Here is a 23,606-nt window from a genome sequence, read left to right as displayed (position 1 = left end):
CCGCTCCAGCAGGTCCTCCCCGGACCAATCATCCTCCAACGCAACATCCGCGACCCCGGCCAAAGCCTTCAAGTCCGTCAACGCGCTCAACGCCGCATCGATCACAACGCCCACCGCGTCAGAAGCACCCACCCCACCAGAACCGGAAACAGCAGGCGGATTCGGGTTCCTGCCGTCCGTTTCTTGAGCTTCGTTGCCGTCCATAACCCCAGCATAGGAAGGGGGTACGACAATCGATCCGGCCACGAAAACATCCCCAGAAAGAACCCCGGGAGCAGCCGGACCAGAGTCCCTGCCGTCCGTGCCTGGAACTTCGTCGCCGTCCATAAAACCAGCATATGCAGGGGGTACGACAATTTGGCCGGAGGCAGGAACGGCCCGCGAATCAAGCCTGTCACCAGCGCCAACATCAGCCCCAGGAGCAGCCGGATCCGGGTCCCTGGTGTCCGTGCCTGGCGTCTTTTTGCCGTCCAGAAACCCCAGTATAGGGACGGGGTACAACAACGGAGTCTGACATTAAAAGCAGGCCAGTCCACGCCGGCCACGCCCACTCCGTCGGGTTTCAGGCCCGGACGGCTGGAAATCCCGGAGCCAATGCCCACGGACACGGCGGCTGCACCGTACACCGGCCACATCGGCGCAAGGATCGATTTGCCTCAGCCCATGCTGCCGGAGGACAAATCCGGCTCAGCCCCGCCGGCTGCCCTTCCCGGCGGCAGTGAAACAAAGCAGCGGGACCTCCCGCTCGGCCTTGGTCAAGGACCCGTGCTGGCCCACCACTTCCATGGCGGCGGGCCGGACCCGCCGCAGGTCGTACAGAGCCAGGGCGTCCCGGGCAGCGATCATCACGTCCCCGATCCGGCCTTCGACGGCGGGCCGGGTGGCCCCGAACAGCCCGGCTGCAAGTGCTTCCTCGCGCGTGAAGGCCCAGATCCGGTCGCCGAAGCGCGCCCGCCATGCCGCCAATAGACGTTCACGGACAGCCATATAGTCCGAAGCCGCCCCATCCAGGTACAGGTGCACCATCCGCGGCTCCCCCGCCGTGTGCCGGACGCCCTCAACCAGGCCGGGCTCGGCGGAAAAGTCGAGCCGCTGGCTTTCGGGAACATCCAGCATGCCGTGGTCAGCGGTCAGCAGGATGGTGGTCCCCGCCGGCAGCGACGCGTTGAGCCGCTTTATGGTCGCATCCAGCTCCTCGAGCTGGTGCTCCCACTGCGCCGACTGGCAGCCGTGCCGGTGCCCCGCCTTGTCGAGTTCGTTCAGGTAGTAGTACATCAGCGACGGGCCCGACACTGCCATGGCCTCAGCGGCCGCCGAGGTACGCGCATGCGGCGTGGTGGCCGAGACGAAGCGTCCGCCGCGAAGGGCAGCCCTGGTCATCGGGGAATCGGAAAACTGCGGCAGGCTGACGGTGGTGACGTTTACTGAAGCGGCAGCCCGTTCCAGGACCGTGGGGAACGGCTGCCAGGCGTTCGGGTCCACACCGGGATCCCAGTTACCCAGGAGGTTGACCACCTTGTCCTGGTCCGGGTCGAGCACGTCATAGCCCACCATGCCGTGCTGCCCCGGCGGCAGGCCGGTGCCGAAACTAGCCAGCGCGGCCGCCGTCGTGGACGGAAAAGTGGAGTCGAGCCAGACCGGAACGTTGCCCTGCCCCGCCTGCATAACGGAACGCAGGAACGGGGTGTGCGCGGCCTTCTGCTTGAGTAGGTTGCGGCCCAGCCCGTCCGCCAGGACCACGCAGACGCGGGACGCGGCAGGCAGGTTCAGCGTATTCGTAAAGCCGCCGACGCCGATACTCGCCGCGGCGCTGGTCAGGACCTCGGCGAGGGAACGGCTGCCGTAGGCGGGCGCCGGGGGAACGTCCGGGTTTCCGGCAGCCGGAATGACGTCGGTTTGGGTATCCGGCATCTCAGCGCTGCTGGTGCCCGCGGCTCAGGCGGTTTCCGAAGACGCCGGCGCGGGGCCGGGGCGGCAGTGACTGGATGTGTGCCACCGGCGCCGTGGAACCGGTGTTCACGGCCCGCAGGGCACGGGCAAAGAGTTTGGCGTCCTGGACAGCCTGCAGGCCGTCCGCCTCCGCGCTGATCCGGAGCACAATGTCCTCCTGGGCAATAGTGCCGGTGTAGCCGTGGTCAGCCTCGCATTGCGGATCCCCGCAGCTGGCGGGCCCCATGTCCAAACGCTGGCCGCCGGACCAGGCGATGGAGAGGGTCAGTTCCCGGACCGGATCCGAGGGCTTGTAATCCTGCGGCTGCGCGTACATGTAGCTGAGGACCACGGAGCGGATCTGGGCCACGGGAACGGATTCGGTGGAAATCTGGGCCACGATCTGCTCACCGGCCTCGTCAAGCTGCTGGTCGTCCACGTGGGTGATGACCAGCATGTCGGCCGTCAGGACCAGGACGGTGATGTGGCGCCGGACCTCGGCCCGGTCGAAGTGCGTCTCGAGGTGCACCAGGTGCGCCACGCAGTCCCGCCCGTCCAGGGCATCATCCACCACGTCGGCCACCAGCAGCGGGTAGAAGCCGGCCTTCTGGAGGGCTGCTTCGAGGCTTTGGCCCTCTGGACCGTGGCTGTGTGAGCTGTGATGGCGGACTGCCTGGTTTTCGTTGCCGGGCGTTTCAGGCGCCGAAGCGGGAGGCTGGAAGCTCATTGGTCCATTTTCACAGATCGGCCGGTCACTTGCTAACCGCCTCAGCCCAGCATGGCCCGCCGGGCGCTGTCCGTGCGGCGTGCGGCGTTGCCGATCCGGACGTCGGCAGCCAGGATGGTGGCCCCCGCAGTTCCGCACAGCACCGGGTTGAACTCCACCAGGGCAACGCCGGGATGGTTGTCCTTCAGCCAGGCCAGCCGGGCCGCCAGATCCTCCAAAGCCGCAACGTCCACCGCCGGCAGTCCCTGGTAACCGAACAGCTTCCGGGCCGCCCTTGGCGCACGGATGAACTCTGTTACGTCCGCCGCGGAAAGCGGCGGGACCCGATGCGCCCAGTCGTCGAGCAGGTTCACCGCGTCTCCGGCCAGCCCAAAGGAAATAACCGGCCCCAGCAGCGGGTCCTCAATGGCCCGGAAGGTGCAGGCCTGGCCCACCGGCGCCATGCTCTGGACTTCCAGGGCAGGATCGCCATAGGCGGAAAGAGCCCTGCGCATCTGCACCAGGTTTTGCCGCAGCGACTCCGCGTCCTCAATCCCCAGCCGCACCCCGCCCAGGTCAAGCCGTTGGCGCAGCGAGGGTTCGGTGGTTTTCAGTGCCACCGGCCAGCCGAGGGCATCTGCCGCTTCGATGGCTTCGGCCGCCGAATCAAAACCGAAGGACGGCAGGACCGTGATCCCGTAATGCCCCAGCAGCGATGCAGCTGCGGCAGGGTCCAGCGTCTTGAGCTGCTCCCCCGGAACATCCCGGAGCAGGACCTCCAGTTCAGCGGCTGCCCGGCGGGGATCGCAGCCCTCGGGTTCAACAAAGTGCCCGTGGTCCTTGGACACCCACTCCGAATACCGGGCCACGGCCGCGAGCGCGGCCACAGCGGCGCCTGGATTGGAGAAACACGGGACGGCCAGCCCGTCAGCCCCCACCATGCCCTCCACCTGGACGGAGGCGTCCAGGATTCCGGTGAAGGCAGCCACCACGGGTTTACCGGCTGCGGCTGAGCACTCACCCAGGACCCCGGCGATGGCGTCCACCGTCAGCCCGCGGGCAGGCAGGAGCGCGGCAACAACGCCGTGGACCCCGTCGGAAGCGAGAGCAGCCAACAACGCAGCCCGGAGCGCGGGCAGCGCAACCGACTGGCCTGCGTCGAGGTCCACGTCCGTTACCAGCGCGGCCACGTCCAGCCCGTGGGCTTCGGCACTGTCTGCAACCACCTTGCCCAGCGCCATGGAGTTGCTGAAGATGGCCAGTCCCGGACCGGCGGGCATCGGCTGCCCTGACACCACCTGCGCCACGTCCACAAGTTCCTCGATGGTCTCCACCCGGATCACCCCGGACTGACGGAGCATGGCATCGAGCGCACCGGCGGGCGCCTGGGTGGTGCGGACGGTGTGCCCGGGCGGCAGCCTGAGCCCCATGGCGTCCGACTTGGCCACGATGACGGGTTTATTGCGCGCCAGCCGCCGGGCGATGCGCGAGAATTTGCGCGGGTTGCCGATCGACTCCAGGTACAGGCCCACGGCGGAGGTGTCGGCGTCGTCCTCCCAGTACTGCATCATGTCGTTACCGGAGACGTCCGCCCTGTTCCCGGCGGAAAGGAAGGTGGACAGGCCCAGCCGGCGCCGGCTGGACGCGGCGTAGAGGCCGACGCCGATCGCCGCGGACTGGCTGAACAGTCCCAGGCCGCCGCGGAGCGCCAGGGCCGGGGCCATGGAGGCGTTCAACGAGACCGTGGGGTGCGTGTTCACAATGCCCAGCGACGCCGGACCGATCACCCGCATGCCGCTGGCCCGTGCCTGGCGCACCAGGTTCCGTTGCCGCAGGAGGCCGCGTTCGCCGTCGTCCGCGAATCCTGCCGACGCGACCACCAGGCCCTTCACCCCGGCCGCGGCGCACTCCGCAACCACCGCTGGCACTTCCTCGTACGGGACGGCGATCACCGCCAGCTGCACCGGTCCGGGAATTTCGGACAGCTTCCCGAAAGACAGCATGCCGGCCAGTTCCAGGGCTTCCGGGTTGATGGCGTAGACCGGCCCCGCAAACCCGCCTTCAACGATGTGCTCGAGGAGCTGGTAGCCCACCGTTCCCCATTTGCGGCTGGCCCCGATCACGGCAATGGACGACGGCGTCAGCAGGTCCTGCACGCTCCTGGCCTCAGCGCGGTGCTCGCGTGCCTCCATAACGCCCCGGGACCGTTCCGTGGGGTCGATGTCGAACCCGAGGCTGACGACGCCGTCGTCGAAATGCCGTTTGACGTCGTACCCGGCGTCGGAGAACACCATCAGCATCTTCCGGTTCTCCGGCAGGACTTCCGCGCTGAAGCGCCTGATTCCGTTCTCGTTGGCCGCAGCCGCCAGGTGTTCGAGCAGGATGGAACCGATTCCCCGGCCCTGGTGCGCATCGGAGATATTGAACGCCACCTCCGCATCGGAAGGATCATCCAGCCGGTCGTAGCGGCCGATCCCGACGATTTCGTTGCTGATGGTGATGACAAAAGCCACCCGGTCCCGGTAATCCACTTCGGTGAAGCGTTTGAGTTCCTTGCTGGACAGCCTGGCCTTGAACGCGAAGAACCGCATGTAAATTGAGTCGCGGGACTGGCCGGTGTGGAAGGTCTGGACGGCGTCGGCGTCGGACGGGTGGATGGGCCGCAGGTGCGCCGTCCCGCCGTCCCGCAGGACGACATCGGCTTCCCAATGTTCCGGATATTCGCCGTCCCCGGGCTGATCCACCATAGGCTTAGCCTAGCCAAAATCTTCCGCAGCACACCCGATTGCCGCAAGTAACCCCAAAGGATGCACCAACCCCATGGCCCGCCGCCAAAGTTCCACCCCTGCAGTGGAGGACAACTCCCCCTATACGGAAAACATCGTTGACATCGATGTCACCTCCGAAATGGAGGGATCGTTCCTCGAGTACGCCTACTCGGTGATCTACTCGCGGGCCCTCCCGGATGCCCGGGACGGGCTCAAGCCGGTGCAGCGGCGCATCCTCTACATGATGAGCGACATGGGCCTGCGCCCGGACCGCGGCCACGTCAAGAGCGCCCGCGTGGTGGGCGAGGTGATGGGCAAGCTGCACCCGCACGGCGACACTGCCATCTACGACGCCATGGTCCGGATGGCGCAGGACTTCTCGCTCCGGCTGCCGCTGATTGACGGGCACGGCAACTTCGGCTCGCTCGACGACGGCCCGGCAGCTCCGCGGTACACCGAGGCGAGGCTCGCGGCGGCGGCCCTCACCCTCACCAACCACCTCGACGAAGACGTGGTGGACTTTGTCCCCAACTACGACAACCAGCTCACCCAGCCGGAAGTGCTCCCCGCGGCGTTCCCCAACCTCCTGGTCAACGGGGCCACCGGCATCGCCGTGGGCATGGCCACCAACATGGCCCCGCACAACCTGGTGGAGGTCATCGCCGCCGCCAGGCACCTGATCGCGAACCCGGACGCCACGCTTGATGAAATCATGCGGTTTGTGCCCGGCCCGGACCTGCCCAGCGGCGGCCGGATCGTGGGCCTGGACGGCATCCGTGACGCCTACGCCACCGGCCGCGGCTCCTTCAAGACCCGGGCCAAAGTGGAAGTGGAGCAGCTTTCCGCCCGCCGCACCGGCCTGGTGGTCACGGAGCTGCCCTACATGGTGGGCCCGGAAAAAGTAATCGAAAAGATCAAGGACGCCGTCAACGGCAAAAAGCTGACGGGCATCAGCGACATCGTTGACCTGACGGACCGCAAGCACGGCCTGCGCCTGGTCATCGAGCTGAAGAACGGCTTCAACCCCAGCGCCGTCCTGCAGCAGCTGTACCGGTACTCGCCGATGGAGGACTCCTTCGGCATCAACAACGTCACCCTGGTGGACGGCCAGCCGCAGACGCTGGGCCTGGTCCCGCTGCTCACTGTCTACGTGAACCACCGGATCGACGTGGTACGCCGCCGGACGGTGTTCCGGCTGGGCAAAAAGAAGGACCGCCTGCACCTGGTGGAGGGCCTCCTCATCGCCATTGTGGATATTGACGAGGTCATCCAGATCATCCGCTCCTCGGATGAGGCCGCGGCCGCCCGGACCCGGCTGATGTCCATCTACGACCTTTCCGAGATCCAGGCCAACTACATCCTGGAACTGCGCCTGCGCCAGCTCACCAAGTACTCCCGCATCGAGCTGGAAAAGGAACAGGACGAGCTGCGCCGCGAAATCGCCGAACTCGAAGCCATCCTCGCCTCCGAGGAGCGGCTCCGGACCCTGGTTTCCGATGAGCTGGCAGAGATCGCCGAGCAGCACGGAACGCCCCGCCGCACGGTGCTGCTCGAATCCGAGGCCGTGTCCCCCACCGTCGCCAAGGAACTGGCCGCCGTCGCCGGCAAGGGCAAGGCCGCTCCCTTGGCCCTCGAAATCGCGGACGATCCCTGCTGGGCCATCCTCACCGCGTCCGGCCAGATCGCCCGGACCAGCAACCAGGAACCCCTGGCCGAGGCCGGTCCCCGCGCCAAGCACGACGTGTTCGCCTCCGTGGTGAAGACCTCGGCCCGCGGCGAAATCGCCGCCATCACCTCCCAGGGCCGCATGCTGCGCCTCCAGGTGATGGACATGCCGGTGCTGCCGCCGATGTCCGGCCTGCCCAACCTGGCCGGCGGTGTGCCCGCCAAGGACTTCATCACGCTCCTGAAGGGTGAGGCGCTGGTGGCTTTCGCGCCCCTGGACGAGGTGCTGGCCATCGGCACGGTCCAGGGTGTGGTCAAGCGCGTCCAGCCGGACTACCCGCTGAACCGGGAGGACTGGGAAATCATCGCGCTCAAGGACAAGGACACCGTGGTGGGCGTGGCGCCTGCCGGAACGGACGACGTCGACCTGGTCTTCCTGACGCAGCAGGCCCAGTTGCTGCGGTTCGCCTCAGCCGTGGTCCGGCCGCAGGGCCGCACCGCCGGCGGCATGGCGGGCATCAAACTGGCCGCCGGCGACAAGGTGCTGTTCTTCGGTGCGGTACAGCCCGGCGATGCGGCTGCCGTGGTGGTGACGATCGCGGGCACCACCGGCGCGCTGCCCGGCACAGCGCCGGGCAGCGCCAAGGTCACGGCGTTTGCCGAATACCCGGCGAAGGGCCGCGCCACCGCGGGTGTGCGGGCACACCGGTTCCTGAAGGGTGAGGACACCATGCTGATGGCGTGGGCGGGCCACGGTCCGGCCAAGGCGTCGTCCCTGGCCGGCGTGGCCCGGTCGCTGCCGCAGGAACACGGCCGGCGGGACGGCTCCGGCATCCCGCTGTCCCAGGCCGTGGACGCGATCGGACCTGCCATGGCGTGGGAAGCTCCGGGGGCCGAAACGGAAGCCGGCGCGGACGGCTGATGTGCTGCGGCTGTTGTGGCCCTGGAGCGCGGGAGTCCGGTGGCCACTGCCCAACCGGTTCAGGCCCCGCGCGTCCAGTTGTAGGGCGTGGTGGTGGAGACCTTGAGCAGCCCGTAGCGTTCCAGGATGGGACGTGAGTACCCGGTTGAATCGCTGTGGATCATGGTCTTGCCCAGCCGCAGGGCGGCCCGGGCCCGTTCCGCCGTCAGCGCCCGGTAGATACCCTGGCCACGCCAGGCTTCAAGGGTGGCCCCGCCCCAGATTCCGGCGAAGTCCGTCCCCGTCACAGGCTCCAGGCGGCCGGCGCTGACAAAGCTGCCCCGGTGTTCGGCTGCCCACAGTTCCGTCCCGTCGCGGCGTTCCAGCCTGCGCAGCAGGTCCTCTGCCCGCACGGCGGAGACTTCACCGCCGAAGGCGATGTCCTGCATGGCGCTGACGGCCCGGACCTCTGCCGGCGCCGTGATCCGGCGCAGCTGGACGCCGGGCGGCAGGGGAAGCTCGTCCACCAGGTCCGTGGCGGCGCCAATCATGATGGCTTCGGGATCGTCCGGCACAAACCCCCGCTCCAGCAGGGCAGTGTGCAGGCCAGGGGCCACGTCGTGGCCGCGGGTCTTCCATTCCACCGCGTCCACGCGGGAATCCGCACGGAAATGGGCCAAGGCCAGGTCCACCCATTCGGCGATGCGGGCTGCCCTTGCCCCGCCTAAGTCGGCGTACGTGACAAACCCGCGGCCGCCGTCGAACGTTGCCAACCGGAGCGGACCCAGCGGCGTGACGGACAGGGCGCCGGCCACTTCCGCGTCCGTGCGCAATTGCGAATCATAGGCCGCCGGGAAGGCCGCGGCGGTTGAAGCGTGCGACGCGGCCATCACTGCAGCCTCCGGCCGGACACCAGCAGCCAGCTTCCCATGTACATTCCCATCATCCCCCGGATCTGCGTCCCGGCAGCCAGCGCTGTTATACCGCCCAGCCAGCCGAAAACCCCAGCCTACCCGGGCTGTCCCCGCCGTGCCCGGACCGGTTCCGGGCGTTCCGTGACGCGTTGGTGGACACGGGCGGCAGCAGGGCGACTCTCCGCTTAGACTGCTCCCATGCCTATCGTTCCTGATGAGAAGGACTGGACCTGGGTCCTGTCCCGGCCATGTCCCGAGTGCACCTTCGATTTCGCATCCACCACCCCCGCCACTGTCCCGGGAAGCATCGAAAGCATGCTGCCCCGCTGGCGGGCGGTCCTCCGCCGTCCGGACGCCACCGAACGCCCCAACGAAACGACCTGGTCCGCCCTGGAGTACGCCTGCCACGTCCGCGACGTCTTTTCCGTCTTTGAGCAACGGCTGGGCCTGATGATGGGCTCCGATGACCCCCAATTCGCCAACTGGGACCAGGACCAGAGCGCCATTGACAGCGATTACGCCAGCGCAGACCCGGCGGTGGTCAGCGCCGAACTCACCGCTGAAGGCCGGCAGGTGGCGGATGCCTTCGCCGCCGTCCGCGAAGCCGACTGGGACCGCACCGGCACCCGCAGCAACGGCTCCAAGTTCACGGTGCTGACCCTGTCGCAGTACTTCCTGCACGACGTGGTCCACCACCTTCACGACGTGGACGGCTAGCCCAGCGGCTTAATCCGCCCAGCGCCTGCCGGCACCAGCGCCGCCTCGTCACGTTGCCGGGATAGCTCCAGCCGGGCATCGTCCGGGGAAATGTCGGCGGGGTCGTGCGTCACCAGCACCACCGTGCGCCCGGCCAGTCCCGCCCGGAGGTCTGCCAGCATGGCAGCGCCCGATTCGGCGTCCAGGTGCGCGGTGGGTTCGTCCAGCAGGATGACCTCAGCCCCGGTCATCAGCGTCCTGGCCACGGCCAGCCGCTGGCGTTCGCCACCGCTGAGGAAGGCTCCCCCGGGCCCGATCCGGGTGTCCAGCCCGGCAGGAAGCCGTTCCAGGAGCCGGGCGAGGCCAACCGAGTGGATCACGGCCTCCAGGTCCTGGTCGACGGCCCGGTCCCGTTGTTCCGGAGCCTGCGAGCCGGTGCGGCCCAGGAGCAGGTTGCCGCGGATGGTGGAGTCGAACAGGTGGGCCTCCTGCGGGCACCAGGCCACCCGGCCGGTGACCCGGACATTGCCTGCCGCTGCGGGCAGGAAGCCGAGCAGGACGGACAGCAGGGTGGACTTCCCCGAGCCCGACGGTCCTGTCACGGCCAGCCAGCGGCCGGGATCTGCGGTGGCGGTGACGCCGGCAAAAACCGGGGCGCCGCCGGGCCACGCTGCTGCCAGGTTGGCCAGCTCCACTCCGGGGACACCACCCTCGCGGGCAGGGACTCTGAGGAGGCCGTCCGCATCGTCGGGGGCACTGCCCGGCGCCCCGGCAGCCAGCGCACCGGACTCCCCCACGCGCCGCAGCACGGAACGCAGGGCCGGGTACTGGCGGACCGCCGTCGTCATGGCCGCATACGGTTCCACCAGCGCCAGCAGGAGCAGGATCACGACGGCGGCAACTTCCGGCGCGAGGCTTCCCGCCAGGACCGCCGGCGCCGCCAGCCACGCGGTGGCAAGCGCGGCGGCGCAGCAGCCGGCCGTGGTGATGGCGTTGCCCAGGCCCTCCGCCCAAGCCGAGCGCTGGGCGGCCGCTGTGGCATCCCGGTCCTGCCCGCGCAGCGCGGCCAGGACGCGGGGTGCCACGCCATTGGCGTGCAGTTCCGCCCGGGCATCCAATGCCGCCGAAATACGGCGCAGTACCCCGGAGCGCAGGAGTTGCTCGGTGGTGGCGGATTTCCGGTCACCCCACAGCGCGACCGCCGGCGCCAGCACCAGGCCGACCACAGCCACCGCCGCAACCGCCGGCAGCGCGGCAGGGACCGTCAGGCCGGTGGTAACCAGCGCCAGCACGCACACCGCAACTGCTGTGACTGGAGGCAGGACCACGCGGGGCAGGAGGTCCCGGATGGTGTCGACGTCGTCAATCACCGTGCCCAGGACGTTCCCGCCCTGCAGCAGGCGCCGCAGGGACAGGGCACGGCGGCTCAGTGATTCCCAGAGCCGGCCGCGCAGGCGGGTGAGTGCGGCAAAGACGGCGTCGTGAAGCAGCAGCCGCTCCCAGTACCTGAGCACCGCCCGGCCGATCCCAAAGAACCGCACACCCACGATGGCCGTGAGCAGATAAAGGATGGGGGGCTGTTCGCTGGCCCGGATGATCAGCCAGCCGGACAGACCGGAGAGGGCCACGGCGAAGACGGCCGCCAGGGTGCCCACCACTGCTGCGGCGGCGGATTTTCCCTGCACCGGGCGGAGCAGGCCTGCCAGGAGCCGGGACGCGCCCTGCGATTCTGGATCGTGTGTGGCTGACGACGCCGGTGGAGCATTAGGTGAATCGGCCGTGGACCCTGCAGCAGATGTCCCGGACTGTGCCGCGGCAGGCAGGGCGGTGGCGGTGTGGTTCCGGGCAGCGGGCAGTCCTACTGCCGCGCCGCCCGCCCTGCCGGCAGCAATCATGCCCGCAGCAGTCACGCCTGCGCCGGCCGCGCTGGTAACTCCCCTGGGCCCGACCGGCACCAGCTGGTCGGCGAGCGCCCTGGTGCGTTCTTCGTGGGCAACCAGGATCACTGTGACGCGGCCGCGGAGCCCTGCGATGGCGTCCTCGACCGCAAGGGCAGAGGTTTCGTCGAGGTGCGCGGTGGGTTCGTCCAGGAGGAACAAGGTGGCGCCGGCCTCGATGCGGGCCAGCCCGCGGGCCAGGGCCACCCGGCGGAGTTCGCCCGGGCTCAGCTCGGCCGGGTGCCTATCGGCCAGGTGGCCTGCGGCGGCCCGGTCCAGGCAGTCCCGGGCTATCCGGACCATGGGCGCCGTTTCCCGGCCGGTCTGCGCCTGGTGGGCCTGGTCGGGCCCTGCCTGATCTGGGCCCGCCTGGGCGTCGGCCCCGAGGTAGAGCAGCACCTCGTCGAGGACGGTCTCTGCCACCATCACGGGGTGCTGCGGCACCCAGGCCACCGCACTGCGGTCCAGGCCGGTGAGGCTGCCGGTGATGGTGGTTCCGGCACCGGCTCCCACCGTTCCTGCCAGGACACCAAGCACGGTGCTCTTTCCGGTACCGCTGGCGCCGTCCAGGGCCGTGATCCGGCCTTGCGGGACTGCGAACGTCAGGGGCCCCACCGCGGGCCGGTTCCGGCCGCTGTACGTGACGGCCAGCGCGTCAACGATCAGTGCAGGGGTCCGTGCAGGGGTCCGTGCAGCTGCCGCCAGCGCGTCAGCGGTGCGCCCCCCAGCGGAGGCGGCGTCGCCGTTGAGGCTTGTGCCAGGCTGACCGGCGGGTGCGGGCGTCGGGGCCAGCGGCGCGGGCTCGGGGGCGTCCATGACTTTGGTTGTTTCCGCCAGTGCCACGCGGCCGTCGTCGCTGGCGTGGTGGGCGGTGCCCAGTTCCCGCAGGGGAAGGTAGCAGTCCGGGGCCAGGATCAGGGCCAGGAGGCCTGCTTCCAGCGGCATGCCACCATGGACCAGCCGGACACCGATAAAGACTGCCACCACGGCCACCGAAATGGTGGCGATCAGTTCCAGGGCCAGCGCCGACAGGAACGCGGTGCGCAAGGTCCCCATGGTTTTGAAACGGTACTCCTCCGAAATGTCCTCGAGGGCCTGGCGCTGGGCTGTGGCGCGGCCCAGCCCCACCAGTACCGGCAGCCCCTTGGCCAGTTCCAGCATGTGTGCGGACAGCCGCGTCAGGGACGACTGCGCCTCCCGGACGTTCTCCTCGGTGTACCGGCCAATCAGGACCATAAAGAGCGGCACCAGCGGCACAGTCAGGACAATCACCACGGCGCTGACCCAGTCCGCGAAGAGGATGCGGGCACCCAGCAGCAGCGGAAGGGCGGCGCAGTTCACCAGGGCCGGCAGGAACTGCGTGTAGTAGCTGTCCAGGGCGTCCAGGCCCCGGGTGGCCAGCACGGCGAGGCCGCCGTCCGCCGGTCCGCTGCTGCGCGTACCGTTGCGGAGTGCATGCGCCAGGAGCCCGGCCCGGAGTTCCTCCTTGATGCCCAGTGCGGCCCGTCGGGCAGCCACCGCCTGTGCCCAGACTGTCAGGGAGCGGAGGACCACCCCGGCCAGGCCGGGCAGCAGTTGGCTGGCCCAGTCCGGGTTTCCAATCGCAAGGCCGGCAAGCATGGATGCCACCGCCTGGCCCATGAAGACCAGTGCGAGGGCTTTCAGGGCAGCAAGGACGCCCAGGACGTAAATGGCGCTGCGGGTGGCGGGACCCGACGGGAAACTGGGCCGCATCTCAGCCCTTGGTGGTGAAGGCACGGGCAGCGATTGCCGGCAGGAAGCTATGGGCTGTAGGGATGTGGTCGGCACTCACCCGGCGGCGGAACACCCAGTAGGTCCAGGCCTGGTAGGCGATCACCAAGGGCAGTCCCACGGCGGCCACAATACTCATCAGGCCCAGGGTGTAGTCCGAGGAGGACGCGTTGGAAATGGTCAGGTCGAAGGCGCTGTCCAGGGTGGACGGCAGCACCACGGGGAACACGGCACCGAAAATGGATGTGGTGCCCAGGACCAGGAACAGCCCCATGGCAGCAAACGACTTGCCTTCGGCGCCGCGCCGGGCAAACAGCCAGGCGGCGCAGGCGGCGGCAACTGCCAGCAGCACGGCGGCCCAGGTCCAGGCCTTGCCGTCCAGGACCTGGACGCTCACGGCCCAGGCGGCGATGGGCAGCAGCAGGACCGGGAGCAGCCGGACGAACCACTGCCGCGCGCGGTGCCGGATGTCGCCGTCGGTCTTCAGGGCAAGGAAGGCAAGGGCGTGCAGCAGGGCGAACCCCACTACGGCCAGGCCGCCCAGAATGGCGTAGCCGCTGAACCAGGCCATCGGCCCGCCCACCCGGTCGCCGTTGGCATTCAGCGGGAGCCCCGTGGTGGTCAGTGCCAGGGCTGCCCCCACTCCGAAGGCGGCGAAGAACGAGCCCAGTGCGATGGCCCAGTCCCAGCGCCACCGCCAGGAGTCCGTGTCCACCTTGCCCCGGTACTCGAAGGCCACGGCCCGGAAGATGAGTGCCAGCAGCACCACCAGCAGGGGCAGGTACAGGGCGGAAAACAGGGAGGCGTACCAGAGCGGGAACGCCGCGAACGTGGCACCGGCGGCGGTCAGCAGCCACACCTCGTTACCGTCCCAGACAGGGCCAACAGTGTTCAGTAGCACACGGCGTTCGGTGTTGTTGCGGGCGAACAGCTTCATCAGCATGCCAACCCCGAGGTCGAAGCCTTCGAGGAAGAGGTAGCCGGTCCAGAGGACGGCGATGGCGATGAACCAGATGGTGGGGAGCAGTTCCATGTGTTCTTTCCCGTTCCTAGTAGGCGAAGGCCAGGACGTCGTGGTCGGGTTTGCTGCCCGGGCCGCCGGCGCCGGAGGTGCCGTCCGCGTCGTCGTCCGACGGCGTGTGGCCCAGTTCCGGCATCGCGGAGACCACCCCGCCGCGGATGTACTTCACCAGCAGCTTCACTTCCACCACAAGCAGGACGGCGTAGACGGCGCTCAGGGCGATCAGGGATGCCAGCAGTTCCCCGGCGGAAACCCCTGGTGAGACGGCGGCGGCGGTAAACATAAACACCTGGTCGATGCCGTTGGGGTCCGGGTTGGGTGCCACCACGAAGGGCTGGCGGCCCATTTCGGTGAAGATCCAGCCGGCGGCGTTGGCGCCGAACGGGGCGAGGATGCCGAAGACGGCAAGCCGCATCAGCCATTTTGATTCGGGAACGGTGCCCTTGCGGGTGATCCAGAGGGCGGCAAACGCTGCCATGGCGGCCAGGCTGCCGAAGCCGATCATCATCCGGAAGCCCCAGTAGGTGACCTCCATGACGGGAAGGTAGTCGATTTCCTGGCCGGCGCGCTCGCCGTAGATGGGGTTGTCCGGAAGGTTGGTGCCGTACTTGGCCTGGTATTCCGGGAGCAGGGTGTTGACGCCCTTGACCTCGGTGGTGAAGTCGCCCTTGGCCAGGAAGGACAGGATGCCGGGGACCTCGATGACGGCCACGATGTCCTCGCAGTTCTGGGCGCCAAGGTTACCGATGCTCAGGACCGAGAACCCGGTGCCGTCGTGGCAGGCGGCCTCAGCGGCTGCCATCTTCATGGGCTGCTGTTCGAACATCAGCTTGCCCTGCAGGTCGCCCGTGATCGCGGTGCCGGCGAACGAGATCATGGCCACCACCGCACCGATGCGCAGGCTGCGGATCCACACGGCGTGGTCGGCACGGTCCCGGCCCGGAATGCTGGGAGCTTCGCCGGGAATGACTTTGCCGTCAGCCCCGATGGTGTCGATGCCGTCGCGGCGCCGGCGCCACAGGTGGTACCAGGCGATCCCTAGCAGGAAGCCGCCGGCCACGGCCAGGGCACCAAAAATGGTGTGGGGTACGGCAACCATGGCGGTGTTGTTGGTGAACACGGCCCAGGCATCGGTCATCACCGGCCGGCCATCCACCATTTCCACGCCCACGGGGTGCTGCATCCAGCTGTTGGCCACAATGATGAAGTAGGCGGAGAACACCGAGCCCACCACAGCAATCCACAGGCAGGCGAGGTGCACTGCCGGCTTAAGCTGCTTCCAGCCGAAGATCCAGAGGCCCAGGAACGTTGATTCGACGAAGAAGGCGAGGAGGGCTTCGAGGGCCAGCGGGGCGCCGAAGACGTCCCCCACAAAGCGGCTGTATTCGCTCCAGGCCATCCCGAACTGAAATTCCTGGACGATGCCGGTGGCCACTCCCATGATGAAGTTGATCAGGAAGAGCTTTCCCCAGAACTTGGTCATCCGGAGGTACTCGGGCTTTCCGGTCCGGTGCCAGGCGGTCTGGATGACGGCCACCACCAGGCCCAGGCCGATGGTCAGCGGCACCATCATGAAGTGGTAGACGGTGGTGATACCAAATTGCCAGCGTGCGATTTCCAAGGCGTCCAAGGCAGTCCCTAAGGTCAGGAGCGAGTTTTCTACGTCTCGTAGAACTCTTACTTCTACAGAGTGTAGAACAATGCCGGAGGTGCTGTAAAACGATCCGTCCCCCTAAGGATGGCCCGCCACCCCGCGGCGCGCCACATGTTCTACTCCACGTAGAAAATACTGGCGATTCGGGGTAAATTTGGAGCAGCAACAAAATCGGCAACACAGTCACCGTCCGCACGAAGCGGACAGTGCGGGGAAACTAAAGGAATAAAGAGCGATGGCAAGTCTTGGTGAACTTGAACGGGCAGTGATGGACCTGCTCTGGGCGGGCCAGGAAGCAGCCACTGCCAATACCCTCCGGGACCGGCTGGCACGTATGTCCGCCGCGCAGGTGGGACCCGGCCACGAGGCCAAGGAACTCGCCGTTACCACGGTGTTGACCGTCCTGTCCCGGCTGGAGAAAAAGGGCCTGGTGGAACGCGAACGCGGCACCCGCCCGCACCGCTACCAGGCCGTATCCAGCCGTGCGGACCACACCGCCGAACTGATGCACGAAGTCCTCGGCTCGGCCCCGGACCGAGAGGCAGTCCTGGCCCGTTTCATCGGTTCCGTCACCGAAGGCGAAGCCGAAACGCTGCGCAAGCTGCTCGGCCACCTCTAACAGACCATGTTCTGGGCCTCGTACCTGCTGGCTGTCCTGGCGCTGGTGCTGGCCTGGCCCGTGCCCATCCTGCTGTCGCGGGCGCACTGGCCTGCGCGTTCGCCGTTCACGGCCATGCTCCTGTGGCAGGCGATCGCACTGGCAGGTGGCCTTTCGATGATCGGTGCCATGCTGGTGTACGGGCTCGAGCCCATCGGCGAGAACCTGATTGCGGGCATCCGGGCGCTGGCCGGGATGGTCCTCTACAACGCCCCCACCACAGCCTTGGGCTTCTGGCATATCTTCGCGCTTTCCGCGGCTGCCCTGCTCAGCGCCCACCTGGTCTTTACCCTGCTCCTGACGTACTACCGGATCCAGCGCCAGCGGCGGCGGCACCGGGAACTGCTGGCCCTGCTGGCCTCACCGTCCGGGCAGGACGCCGCAACCCTGGTCATCAGCCACGACTCACCGGTGGCCTACTGCCTGCCCGGCGGGGCGCGCTCCGTGACCGTCCTCTCAGACGGCCTGATGGCAGCCCTGGAACCGGCCGAGCTCCGCGCCGTACTCAGCCACGAGAACGCGCACCTCAGCCAGCGGCACCACCTCCTGCTGTGGGCTTTCGCGGCCTGGCGCCAAGCACTGCCGTGGCTTCCCACCACCCGGCTGGCCCAGGAGGCGGTGAACTCGCTGATCGAGATGCTGGCCGACGACGTGGCCCTGAGATCCGAAAGCAAGGCCACGCTGATCAAGGCCATCGCCATCGTGGCCAGCGGGTCAGCCAAGGCGCCCGGCGCCTCCGATGTGCAGCCGGGCAACCCGGGACTGGCGCTTGGCGGGGCTGATCCGGCGGGCGGCTCGGACTCCGCCCGCACCACCGCGTCCCGGGTCAGCCGCCTGCTGTCACCGCAGCCGCAGCTGCCCGGCCCTGTCCGCGCCGTGGTGCTGGCCGGCTGCGTTTTGCTGCTCGCCTTGCCCACGGCCCTACTGGTGGTGCCCGGCCTGCTGGGCTGACCGGCGTCGAGAGTACGGCCTCGACTGGACGGCCTCGACTGGACGGCGGGAGACGCTCCTGCCGCGCTTCGACGCGCTTCAGGCGTCGATGCGTTCCCGGTCCAGGCTGGCCGCACCGGCGATGATGAAGTCCTTGCGTGGCGACACGTCCGAGCCCATCAGCAGGTCGAAGATCTCCTCGGCCTGCTGGGCGTTCTCGATCCCCACCTTGCGGAGGGTGCGGTGCCGCGGGTCCATGGTGGTCTCCGCCAACTGCTCGGCATCCATCTCCCCCAGGCCCTTGTACCGCTGGATGGGCTCCTTGTAGCGCTTGCCTTCCTTGGCCAGCCGGGCCAGCAGGACGTGCAGTTCCGCCTCGGAGTAGGTGTAGATCATCTCGTTGGCTTTCTGCCCGGCGTTGATGACCTCGACCCGGTGCAGCGGCGGCACGGCGGCGAAGACCCGGCCGTCCAGGATCATGGGGCGCATGTACCGGAAGAACAGGGTGAGCAGGAGCGTGCGGATGTGCGCACCGTCGACGTCGGCGTCGGTCATCAGGATGACTTTGCCGTAGCGGGCAGCTGTGATGTCGAAGCTGCGGCCGGACCCGGCGCCCACCACCTGGATCAGGGCTGCGCACTCGGCGTTGGAGAGCATGTCGCCCACGGAAGCCTTCTGGACGTTCAGGATTTTGCCGCGGATGGGCAGCAGCGCCTGGAAGTCGGAGGACCTCGCCAGTTTGGCGGTGCCCAGGGCCGAGTCGCCTTCCACAATGAACAGTTCGGAGCGTTCGACGTCGTCCGTCCTGCAGTCGGCAAGCTTGGTGGGCATCGAGGAAGTTTCCAGGGCGTTCTTGCGCCGCTGGGTTTCCTTGTGCACGCGCGCGGAAATCCGCGACTTCATTTCGCTGACGATCTTCTCCAGCAGCAGCGCCGACTGGGCTTTGTCGTTGCGGTTGGCTGAGGTCAGTTTCGCGGCAATCTCCCGTTCCACCACGCGGGCCACGATGGCGCGGACAGCAGAGGTGCCCAGGATTTCCTTGGTCTGGCCTTCAAACTGCGGCTCGGCCAGCCTGACGGTGAGGACAGCCGTGAGGCCGGCGAAGATGTCGTCCTTTTCGATCTTGTCGTTGCCCGCCTTGAGCTTTCGGGCGTTGGTTTCCACCGCTTTGCGGAAGGTCTTAACAAGCGCCTGCTCGAAACCGGACTGGTGGGTTCCGCCCTTGGGCGTGGAAATGATGTTGACGAAGCTGCGCACCGTGCTGTCGTAGCCGATCCCCCAGCGGAGGGCCACGTCCACTTCGCAGTCGCGTTCCACTTCGGCGAGCTGGCTGTGGCCGCGCTCGTCCAGGACCGGAACGGTTTCCTTGAACTTGCCGGAGCCGTGCAGCCGCCACACGTCAGTCACCGCGGGGTCGGCGGCCAGGAAATCCACAAACTCCGAGATGCCACCGTCGTGGTGGAATACTTCCTCGTGGGGTCCGGACTCGCCGGGCGTGCCTGGGACTTTGCGCTCGTCACGCACCGTGAGTTTGAGGCCGGGTACCAGGAATGAGGTCTGCCGGGCCCGGGCTGCCAGTTCGTCGTAGGAGAACTTGGCGTCCGGGGTAAAGATCTGCCGGTCCGCCCAGTAACGGATCCTGGTTCCGGTGACGCCGCGCTTGGCCTTGCCCACCACGTCCAGGACGGAGCCATCCACAAACGGGCCGAAGGTTGCCTCGGGGTCGATCCGCGATCCCGTGTCTTTGAAGCGTCCGGGCTCGCCGCGGCGGAACGACATTTTGTAGGTCTTCCCGCCCCGGTCCACTTCCACGTCCAGGCGTGAGGACAGCGCGTTAACCACCGAAGCGCCCACACCGTGCAGGCCGCCGGACGCCGTGTAGGATCCGCCGCCGAATTTGCCGCCCGCGTGCAGTTTGGTGAAAACGACCTCGACGCCGGTGAGGCCCGTCTTCGGTTCCTTGTCCACGGGGATGCCGCGGCCGTCGTCGTGGATTTCCACGGAGTTATCGGCGTGCAGGATGATCCTGATGTCGTGGCCGAACCCGGCGAGGGCCTCGTCTACTGAGTTGTCGATGATCTCCCAAAGGCAGTGCATAAGGCCGCGTGAGTCCGTCGAACCGATGTACATGCCGGGGCGCTTGCGGACGGCCTCCAGGCCTTCCAGCACAGACAGGTGCCGGGCGGTGTAATCAGAACTGGGTGCCACGGGAAATGAGCTCCTTCGGGGAGAAAAGGCCGGCGCGGGGATCGCTTCCTCCAGCCTAGCCGGGCCCGGCCGGGACGGTCGGCTGCCACACTGGACGCCGCCTGTGCGCCCTGCCACGGGCCTGTCGCGGGGTTGCCGCACGGAGGTCTTGAGGGAACCTTGTGGATACGCGGACAGCGAACTTGCCCCATCCTTGCGATGGTTTTGTTACGAATACTGGTTATATAGACGTACTGAACTACTAAGGAGGCCGACATGACAACAGCAGTGGCAGACCGCACACTCAATGCACTGGACCGGTGCGATCGTTGCGGAGCACAGGCATATGTCCGGGTTGTTCTTGAAACCTCCGGCGGTGAGCTGCTCTTCTGCGGCCACCATGCCCGCGCGGTCGAAGCAACGCTCAAGCCGCTCAGCTCCGACTGGCATGACGAGACGTCCAGGCTCCACCAGAAGGCAGTGGTGGAAGTCGACTAAGTCGCTCTCCAACCCAGCAAGCCAACACTGTGGCCCCTCACCTGAGGGGCCACAGTGCTTTAACGTCCAGGTCCATAAACGTCCAGGTGTTGCAGCATCCCGCGGAACCCTGCTCAAACAAAAAGCGGGACCGTTCGGAGCCGGCATCCGTTGGATGCCCGGCTACGGAACGGCCCCGCGGTTTTTTGCTGCCTAGTCCAGGTAGTCCCGGAGCACCTGCGACCGTGACGGGTGGCGGAGCTTGGACATGGTCTTTGATTCGATCTGCCGGATACGCTCACGCGTGACGCCGTAGACCTTGCCGATTTCGTCTAAAGTCTTCGGCTGTCCGTCGGTGAGGCCGAACCGCATGGCCACCACGCCGGCTTCGCGCTCGGAAAGCGTATCCAGGACCGAGTGCAGCTGCTCCTGGAGAAGCGTGAAGCTCACCGCGTCAGCGGGAACAACTGCTTCGGAGTCTTCGATCAGGTCACCGAACTCCGAATCGCCGTCCTCGCCCAGGGGCGTATGCAGCGAAATGGGCTCGCGGCCGTACTTCTGGACTTCGACGACCTTTTCCGGCGTCATGTCCAGTTCCAGGGCCAGTTCCTCGGGCGTGGGCTCGCGGCCCAGGTCCTGCAGCATCTGGCGCTGGACACGGGCCAGCTTGTTGATGACTTCCACCATGTGCACCGGGATACGGATGGTGCGGGCCTGGTCGGCCATGGCGCGGGTGATCGCCTGGCGGATCCACCAGGTGGCGTACGTGGAGAACTTGAAGCCCTTGGTGTAGTCGAACTTCTCCACCGCACGGATCAGGCCCAGGTTGCCTTCCTGGATGAGGTCAAGGAAGAGCATGCCGCGGCCGGTGTAACGCTTGGCCAGGGAGACCACCAGGCGGAGGTTTGCCTCCAGGAGGTGGTTTTTGGCGCGCTTACCGTCGTGGATGATGAAGTCGAGTTCACGCTTGAACTTCGGGTCCATGGCGCCGTCGTCAGCGTTGATCTTCTCTTCGGCAAACAGGCCTGCCTCGATGCGGAGGGCAAGGTCAACTTCCTGCTCCGCGTTGAGCAGCGCCACCTTACCGATCTGCTTCAGGTAGTCCTTGACGGGGTCGGCCGTGGCGCCGGCGGACATAACCTGCTGGACAGGTGCGTCGTCGTCGTCGGCGTCCGAGTAGACAAATCCCTTGCCCGTGGGTGCGGCAGCCTTGGCAGTGTCGTCCTCGGCTGCGTCGGCACCTTCCAGTGCGGAATCGTCCGGATCCTGGTCAGCGTCGTCGGCGTCGTCGGCGTCGTCATCTGCAGCTTTTCCGGCAGCGGCCTTGGCTCCGGGCTTCGGGCCGCGCTTCTTGGGCTCGCGCTTGCCGTCAGGACCGGCTTCGCCGGCGGCAGCCTTGTTGGCCGCACGAGTGGCTGCCCGCTTGGCGTTGGTAGCCGCCTGCTTCTCCTCAGCGGACAGTTCGTCCTGGGCGGCGGGGTCCTTCTTCGTGGAAGACGGGGTCACAGAAAACCTTTCTAGCGGTGGTCTGTGGAATCGCCATACGGGCAACACCACTATGACCCTGTCAAGTCCGTGATGGAAATCAAGCGCCACCACGGCCGGCAGAGTCTGTTAACTCAACTGCCGGAGTGGCTGAATTGTTCCCCGAGGGGCCCAACACAAGCTCTTGACACACGGACCCAACCGGGTCTCGGCGTCCATTGTCTCACGGTTTCGCCGGATCGGACCTACCTGCCGACACTCCTCTCCCGCGATGCCACCCGTGACTGCCTGCTGGACGCCCGCACTCCAGCCGCTGCCAGCCGAAACTTCCGACCGCCGTCCCGCACTCCACTCGCTACCGGCGGCGACTTCCGCCACTGGTTGCCCGCGCCCCTGCGGCCGCTACGCCCATCCCGCCCGTCCGCCCTCCGCCAGCCGGTCCCCCGCCGTGCAGCCGCGCACGCTGTTCAGGCACACACACCATTCAGGACCACACACCGTTCAGGCACACACACCGCTCGGGACCACACACCTTGTCGCCCCTCCGGCCCGCACGCCCCTCAGCCAAGCTGTCCGGTTCCCCGCTCAGGATCAGTGCTGAACTTCTGCCACGCAGCCTCCTTCCTTGCCGCCCAGCCGCAGATGGTGCCCCGCTGGTCCAGCTCCAGCAGCAGCCCGGCCAGGCGGTACTGCGGTTGCGCGCGGAGCGCCCGGCAGTAGTAGGCAGCAGCGACGGAGCCCCTCCCCCGGCACCACGCAACCCAGCCCTGCAGAGTCAGCGGCGCAGCAGCGGACTTCCCGCCCGCCAGCGCAAGGTGCGCCAGCATCCGGTCGAGCGCCTCGAGCTGGGGCCAATCCGGCACTTCCGGTCCCAGCCCCAGGAGGACATCACCGTAACCGAACACCTGGCCGGCACTGGTACCAACGCCTGTGCCACTGCCACTGCCACTGCCACTGCCAGCATCACCGCCAGGTTGACGGCCGGGCAGGTCGCCAGCCGGCAACGGCGACAGCGGTCTGGGGAACGGCCCGTCGCGGAGAAGGCCGAACTGTGCTGCCCCCGCGACTGCCGTGGTCCGCCCCGCCGCGGCCTGCACCAGGACGGCGTCGCGCAGGCAGGGAACCATCAGGGTGGCCAAGAGGAAACCGTCCCGGTCCGCCGCAGGCAGCAGCGGTTCCCCCGCAGGCCGGCCCAGGACCGCTGCCCAGTACGACAGGACCAGGTGGAACTGCTCCCGGCTGCCGCGTCGCCGCTCCAGCTTGCGGCGCCACGCGGTGCGGGCCGCGCGCACGGCTGCCAAATAGTCGGCTGCCCACTGGTCACCGATAGGAGACCCATCCGGTGGAGGTCCCACGGTGCTGCCCTGGAACACCATTTCCGCGTACAGCCGGCTGTCCAGGATCTGCTGGACCGGCCTGCCCGGTGCCGGACAGCACGATGAATCAACACAGAAGGCGCCGCGCCAGTACCTGTCCCCCACGTACCACGCATCGCGGACAGGCATCCCTGCCCGCTGCAGGGCATCGTAAAGTTCCAGCATCAACAGCTGGTGCAGCTGCGGGGCGGGGGCAGCTGCCGTCCCACCGAAAACAGCGACCAGTGTGCCGTCCGCGTCACCGTCCGCCTGCAGGTAGCCGCGGACGGCCCTGGCAAAGGCTTCCGGGCGCCGAAGCCCCGCCGGCCCGGGCAGGTCCAGCCTCAGGGTGGCCCCAAGCCGCTTCCCGTGCAGGGTCATGGCCACCACACTGGACGAGGGCCAATAGCCCAGCGAATGCGGGATGAAGGCGAGGATGTCTTCGGGTCCATGGACACTCAGCGGTTGCGGTGCAGTCATGGACCCACTGTCCGCCGGCACCGTCGCTGCGGTAAGCGGACCTGTCCCCTATGTGCACAACCCCGCCGGCGGAGGCGCCGGTGGAGGAGAA

At 67.6% G+C, this 23,606-nt stretch carries 16 protein-coding genes; 5 read left to right on the top strand and 11 right to left on the bottom strand.

Annotated elements, in window-relative coordinates:
• From QRN07_RS18405 to QRN07_RS18390, 4 genes are all read right to left on the bottom strand, one after another.
• Nucleotides 1-204 (bottom strand): hypothetical protein (locus tag QRN07_RS18405; RefSeq protein ID WP_285241836.1); only part of this gene is annotated, 204 nt, incomplete at its 3' end.
• 483 nt (nt 205-687) lie between these two features.
• Nucleotides 688-1,911 carry an alkaline phosphatase family protein gene (locus QRN07_RS18400; RefSeq protein ID WP_285241835.1) on the bottom strand — a complete coding sequence of 408 codons (1,224 nt, stop codon included), beginning with the start codon at nt 1,909-1,911 and terminating at the stop codon, nt 688-690.
• Between the two features lies 1 nt (nt 1,912).
• Nucleotides 1,913-2,656: a DUF5998 family protein gene (locus QRN07_RS18395; RefSeq protein ID WP_050685738.1), complete on the bottom strand. Its 744-nt coding sequence runs from the start codon at nt 2,654-2,656 to the stop codon at nt 1,913-1,915.
• A gap of 41 nt (nt 2,657-2,697) precedes the next feature.
• On the bottom strand, nt 2,698-5,382 hold the full coding sequence (locus QRN07_RS18390; protein WP_285241834.1) for a bifunctional acetate--CoA ligase family protein/GNAT family N-acetyltransferase: 2,685 nt from the start codon (nt 5,380-5,382) through the stop codon (nt 2,698-2,700).
• A gap of 73 nt (nt 5,383-5,455) precedes the next feature.
• Here QRN07_RS18390 and QRN07_RS18385 point away from each other — a divergent pair, with 73 nt between their 5' ends.
• Nucleotides 5,456-7,990, top strand: coding sequence for a DNA gyrase/topoisomerase IV subunit A (locus QRN07_RS18385; RefSeq protein WP_285241833.1), 2,535 nt, complete (start codon nt 5,456-5,458; stop codon nt 7,988-7,990).
• 59 nt (nt 7,991-8,049) lie between these two features.
• Here the strand turns inward: QRN07_RS18385 and QRN07_RS18380 are convergent, their stop codons facing one another.
• Nucleotides 8,050-8,859: a GNAT family N-acetyltransferase gene (locus tag QRN07_RS18380; protein ID WP_285241832.1), complete on the bottom strand. Its 810-nt coding sequence runs from the start codon at nt 8,857-8,859 to the stop codon at nt 8,050-8,052.
• Nucleotides 8,860-9,081: 222 nt separating this feature from the next.
• On the opposite strand from QRN07_RS18380, the gene QRN07_RS18375 reads away from it, so the two are divergent.
• A complete protein-coding gene (locus tag QRN07_RS18375; RefSeq protein ID WP_056598845.1) occupies nt 9,082-9,600 on the top strand; it encodes a DinB family protein in 519 nt (172 codons plus the stop codon).
• Here QRN07_RS18375 and cydD read toward each other — a convergent pair.
• Genes cydD through QRN07_RS18360 form a run of 3 tightly spaced genes read right to left on the bottom strand, consistent with a single transcriptional unit; the run spans nt 9,597 to nt 15,919 of the window.
• Entirely contained in the window at nt 9,597-13,250 is a 3,654-nt protein-coding gene (gene cydD, locus QRN07_RS18370) for a thiol reductant ABC exporter subunit CydD (RefSeq protein WP_285241838.1), read from the bottom strand. The genes QRN07_RS18375 and cydD overlap by 4 nt on opposite strands.
• Nucleotide 13,251: 1 nt before the next feature.
• Nucleotides 13,252-14,301 (bottom strand): cytochrome d ubiquinol oxidase subunit II, encoded by a 1,050-nt coding sequence (gene cydB, locus QRN07_RS18365; RefSeq protein WP_285241831.1) that lies wholly within the window; start codon nt 14,299-14,301, stop codon nt 13,252-13,254.
• Between the two features lie 16 nt (nt 14,302-14,317).
• Complete coding sequence (locus QRN07_RS18360) at nt 14,318-15,919, bottom strand: cytochrome ubiquinol oxidase subunit I (RefSeq protein WP_056598837.1); 1,602 nt, start codon at nt 15,917-15,919, stop codon at nt 14,318-14,320.
• A gap of 259 nt (nt 15,920-16,178) precedes the next feature.
• Between QRN07_RS18360 and QRN07_RS18355 the strand changes: the two genes are divergently transcribed.
• Both QRN07_RS18355 and QRN07_RS18350 read left to right on the top strand, forming a co-directional pair.
• Entirely contained in the window at nt 16,179-16,562 is a 384-nt protein-coding gene (locus QRN07_RS18355) for a BlaI/MecI/CopY family transcriptional regulator (protein ID WP_050685730.1), read from the top strand.
• 6 nt (nt 16,563-16,568) lie between these two features.
• On the top strand, nt 16,569-17,552 hold the full coding sequence (locus tag QRN07_RS18350) for a M56 family metallopeptidase (protein ID WP_050685729.1): 984 nt from the start codon (nt 16,569-16,571) through the stop codon (nt 17,550-17,552).
• Nucleotides 17,553-17,630: 78 nt separating this feature from the next.
• Here the strand turns inward: QRN07_RS18350 and QRN07_RS18345 are convergent, their stop codons facing one another.
• Nucleotides 17,631-19,739 (bottom strand): DNA gyrase/topoisomerase IV subunit B, encoded by a 2,109-nt coding sequence (locus QRN07_RS18345; RefSeq protein WP_285241830.1) that lies wholly within the window; start codon nt 19,737-19,739, stop codon nt 17,631-17,633.
• Nucleotides 19,740-19,994: 255 nt separating this feature from the next.
• On the opposite strand from QRN07_RS18345, the gene QRN07_RS18340 reads away from it, so the two are divergent.
• Nucleotides 19,995-20,216 (top strand): DUF7455 domain-containing protein, encoded by a 222-nt coding sequence (locus QRN07_RS18340; protein ID WP_050685727.1) that lies wholly within the window; start codon nt 19,995-19,997, stop codon nt 20,214-20,216.
• Between the two features lie 192 nt (nt 20,217-20,408).
• Here QRN07_RS18340 and QRN07_RS18335 read toward each other — a convergent pair whose 3' ends face one another.
• Together QRN07_RS18335 and QRN07_RS18330 are read right to left on the bottom strand one after the other, a co-directional pair.
• Nucleotides 20,409-21,701 carry an RNA polymerase sigma factor gene (locus QRN07_RS18335; protein WP_050685726.1) on the bottom strand — a complete coding sequence of 431 codons (1,293 nt, stop codon included), beginning with the start codon at nt 21,699-21,701 and terminating at the stop codon, nt 20,409-20,411.
• 539 nt (nt 21,702-22,240) lie between these two features.
• Nucleotides 22,241-23,515 (bottom strand): DUF4192 domain-containing protein, encoded by a 1,275-nt coding sequence (locus QRN07_RS18330; protein WP_285241829.1) that lies wholly within the window; start codon nt 23,513-23,515, stop codon nt 22,241-22,243.
• Between the last annotated feature and the right edge of the window lie 91 nt (nt 23,516-23,606).

Origin of the sequence: Pseudarthrobacter sp. MEB009 (assembly GCF_030208875.1) — a bacterium.
Lineage (GTDB): Bacteria > Actinomycetota > Actinomycetes > Actinomycetales > Micrococcaceae > Arthrobacter.
Note: the sequence above shows the minus strand (reverse complement) of the source record. Positions and strands in the feature narration are given on the sequence as shown.

Bases quoted from the DNA above. Each gene is read 5' to 3' on its own strand.
- QRN07_RS18400 (WP_285241835.1), bottom strand. From the start codon at position 1,911: ATGCCGGATACCCAAACCGACGTCATTCCGGCTGCCGGAAACCCGGAC.
- QRN07_RS18395 (WP_050685738.1), bottom strand. From the start codon at position 2,656: ATGAGCTTCCAGCCTCCCGCTTCGGCGCCTGAAACGCCCGGCAACGAA.
- QRN07_RS18390 (WP_285241834.1), bottom strand. From the start codon at position 5,382: ATGGTGGATCAGCCCGGGGACGGCGAATATCCGGAACATTGGGAAGCC.
- QRN07_RS18385 (WP_285241833.1), top strand. From the start codon at position 5,456: ATGGCCCGCCGCCAAAGTTCCACCCCTGCAGTGGAGGACAACTCCCCC.
- QRN07_RS18380 (WP_285241832.1), bottom strand. From the start codon at position 8,859: ATGGCCGCGTCGCACGCTTCAACCGCCGCGGCCTTCCCGGCGGCCTAT.
- QRN07_RS18375 (WP_056598845.1), top strand. From the start codon at position 9,082: ATGCCTATCGTTCCTGATGAGAAGGACTGGACCTGGGTCCTGTCCCGG.
- cydD (WP_285241838.1), bottom strand. From the start codon at position 13,250: ATGCGGCCCAGTTTCCCGTCGGGTCCCGCCACCCGCAGCGCCATTTAC.
- cydB (WP_285241831.1), bottom strand. From the start codon at position 14,301: ATGGAACTGCTCCCCACCATCTGGTTCATCGCCATCGCCGTCCTCTGG.
- QRN07_RS18355 (WP_050685730.1), top strand. From the start codon at position 16,179: ATGGCAAGTCTTGGTGAACTTGAACGGGCAGTGATGGACCTGCTCTGG.
- QRN07_RS18350 (WP_050685729.1), top strand. From the start codon at position 16,569: ATGTTCTGGGCCTCGTACCTGCTGGCTGTCCTGGCGCTGGTGCTGGCC.
- QRN07_RS18340 (WP_050685727.1), top strand. From the start codon at position 19,995: ATGACAACAGCAGTGGCAGACCGCACACTCAATGCACTGGACCGGTGC.
- QRN07_RS18330 (WP_285241829.1), bottom strand. From the start codon at position 23,515: ATGACTGCACCGCAACCGCTGAGTGTCCATGGACCCGAAGACATCCTC.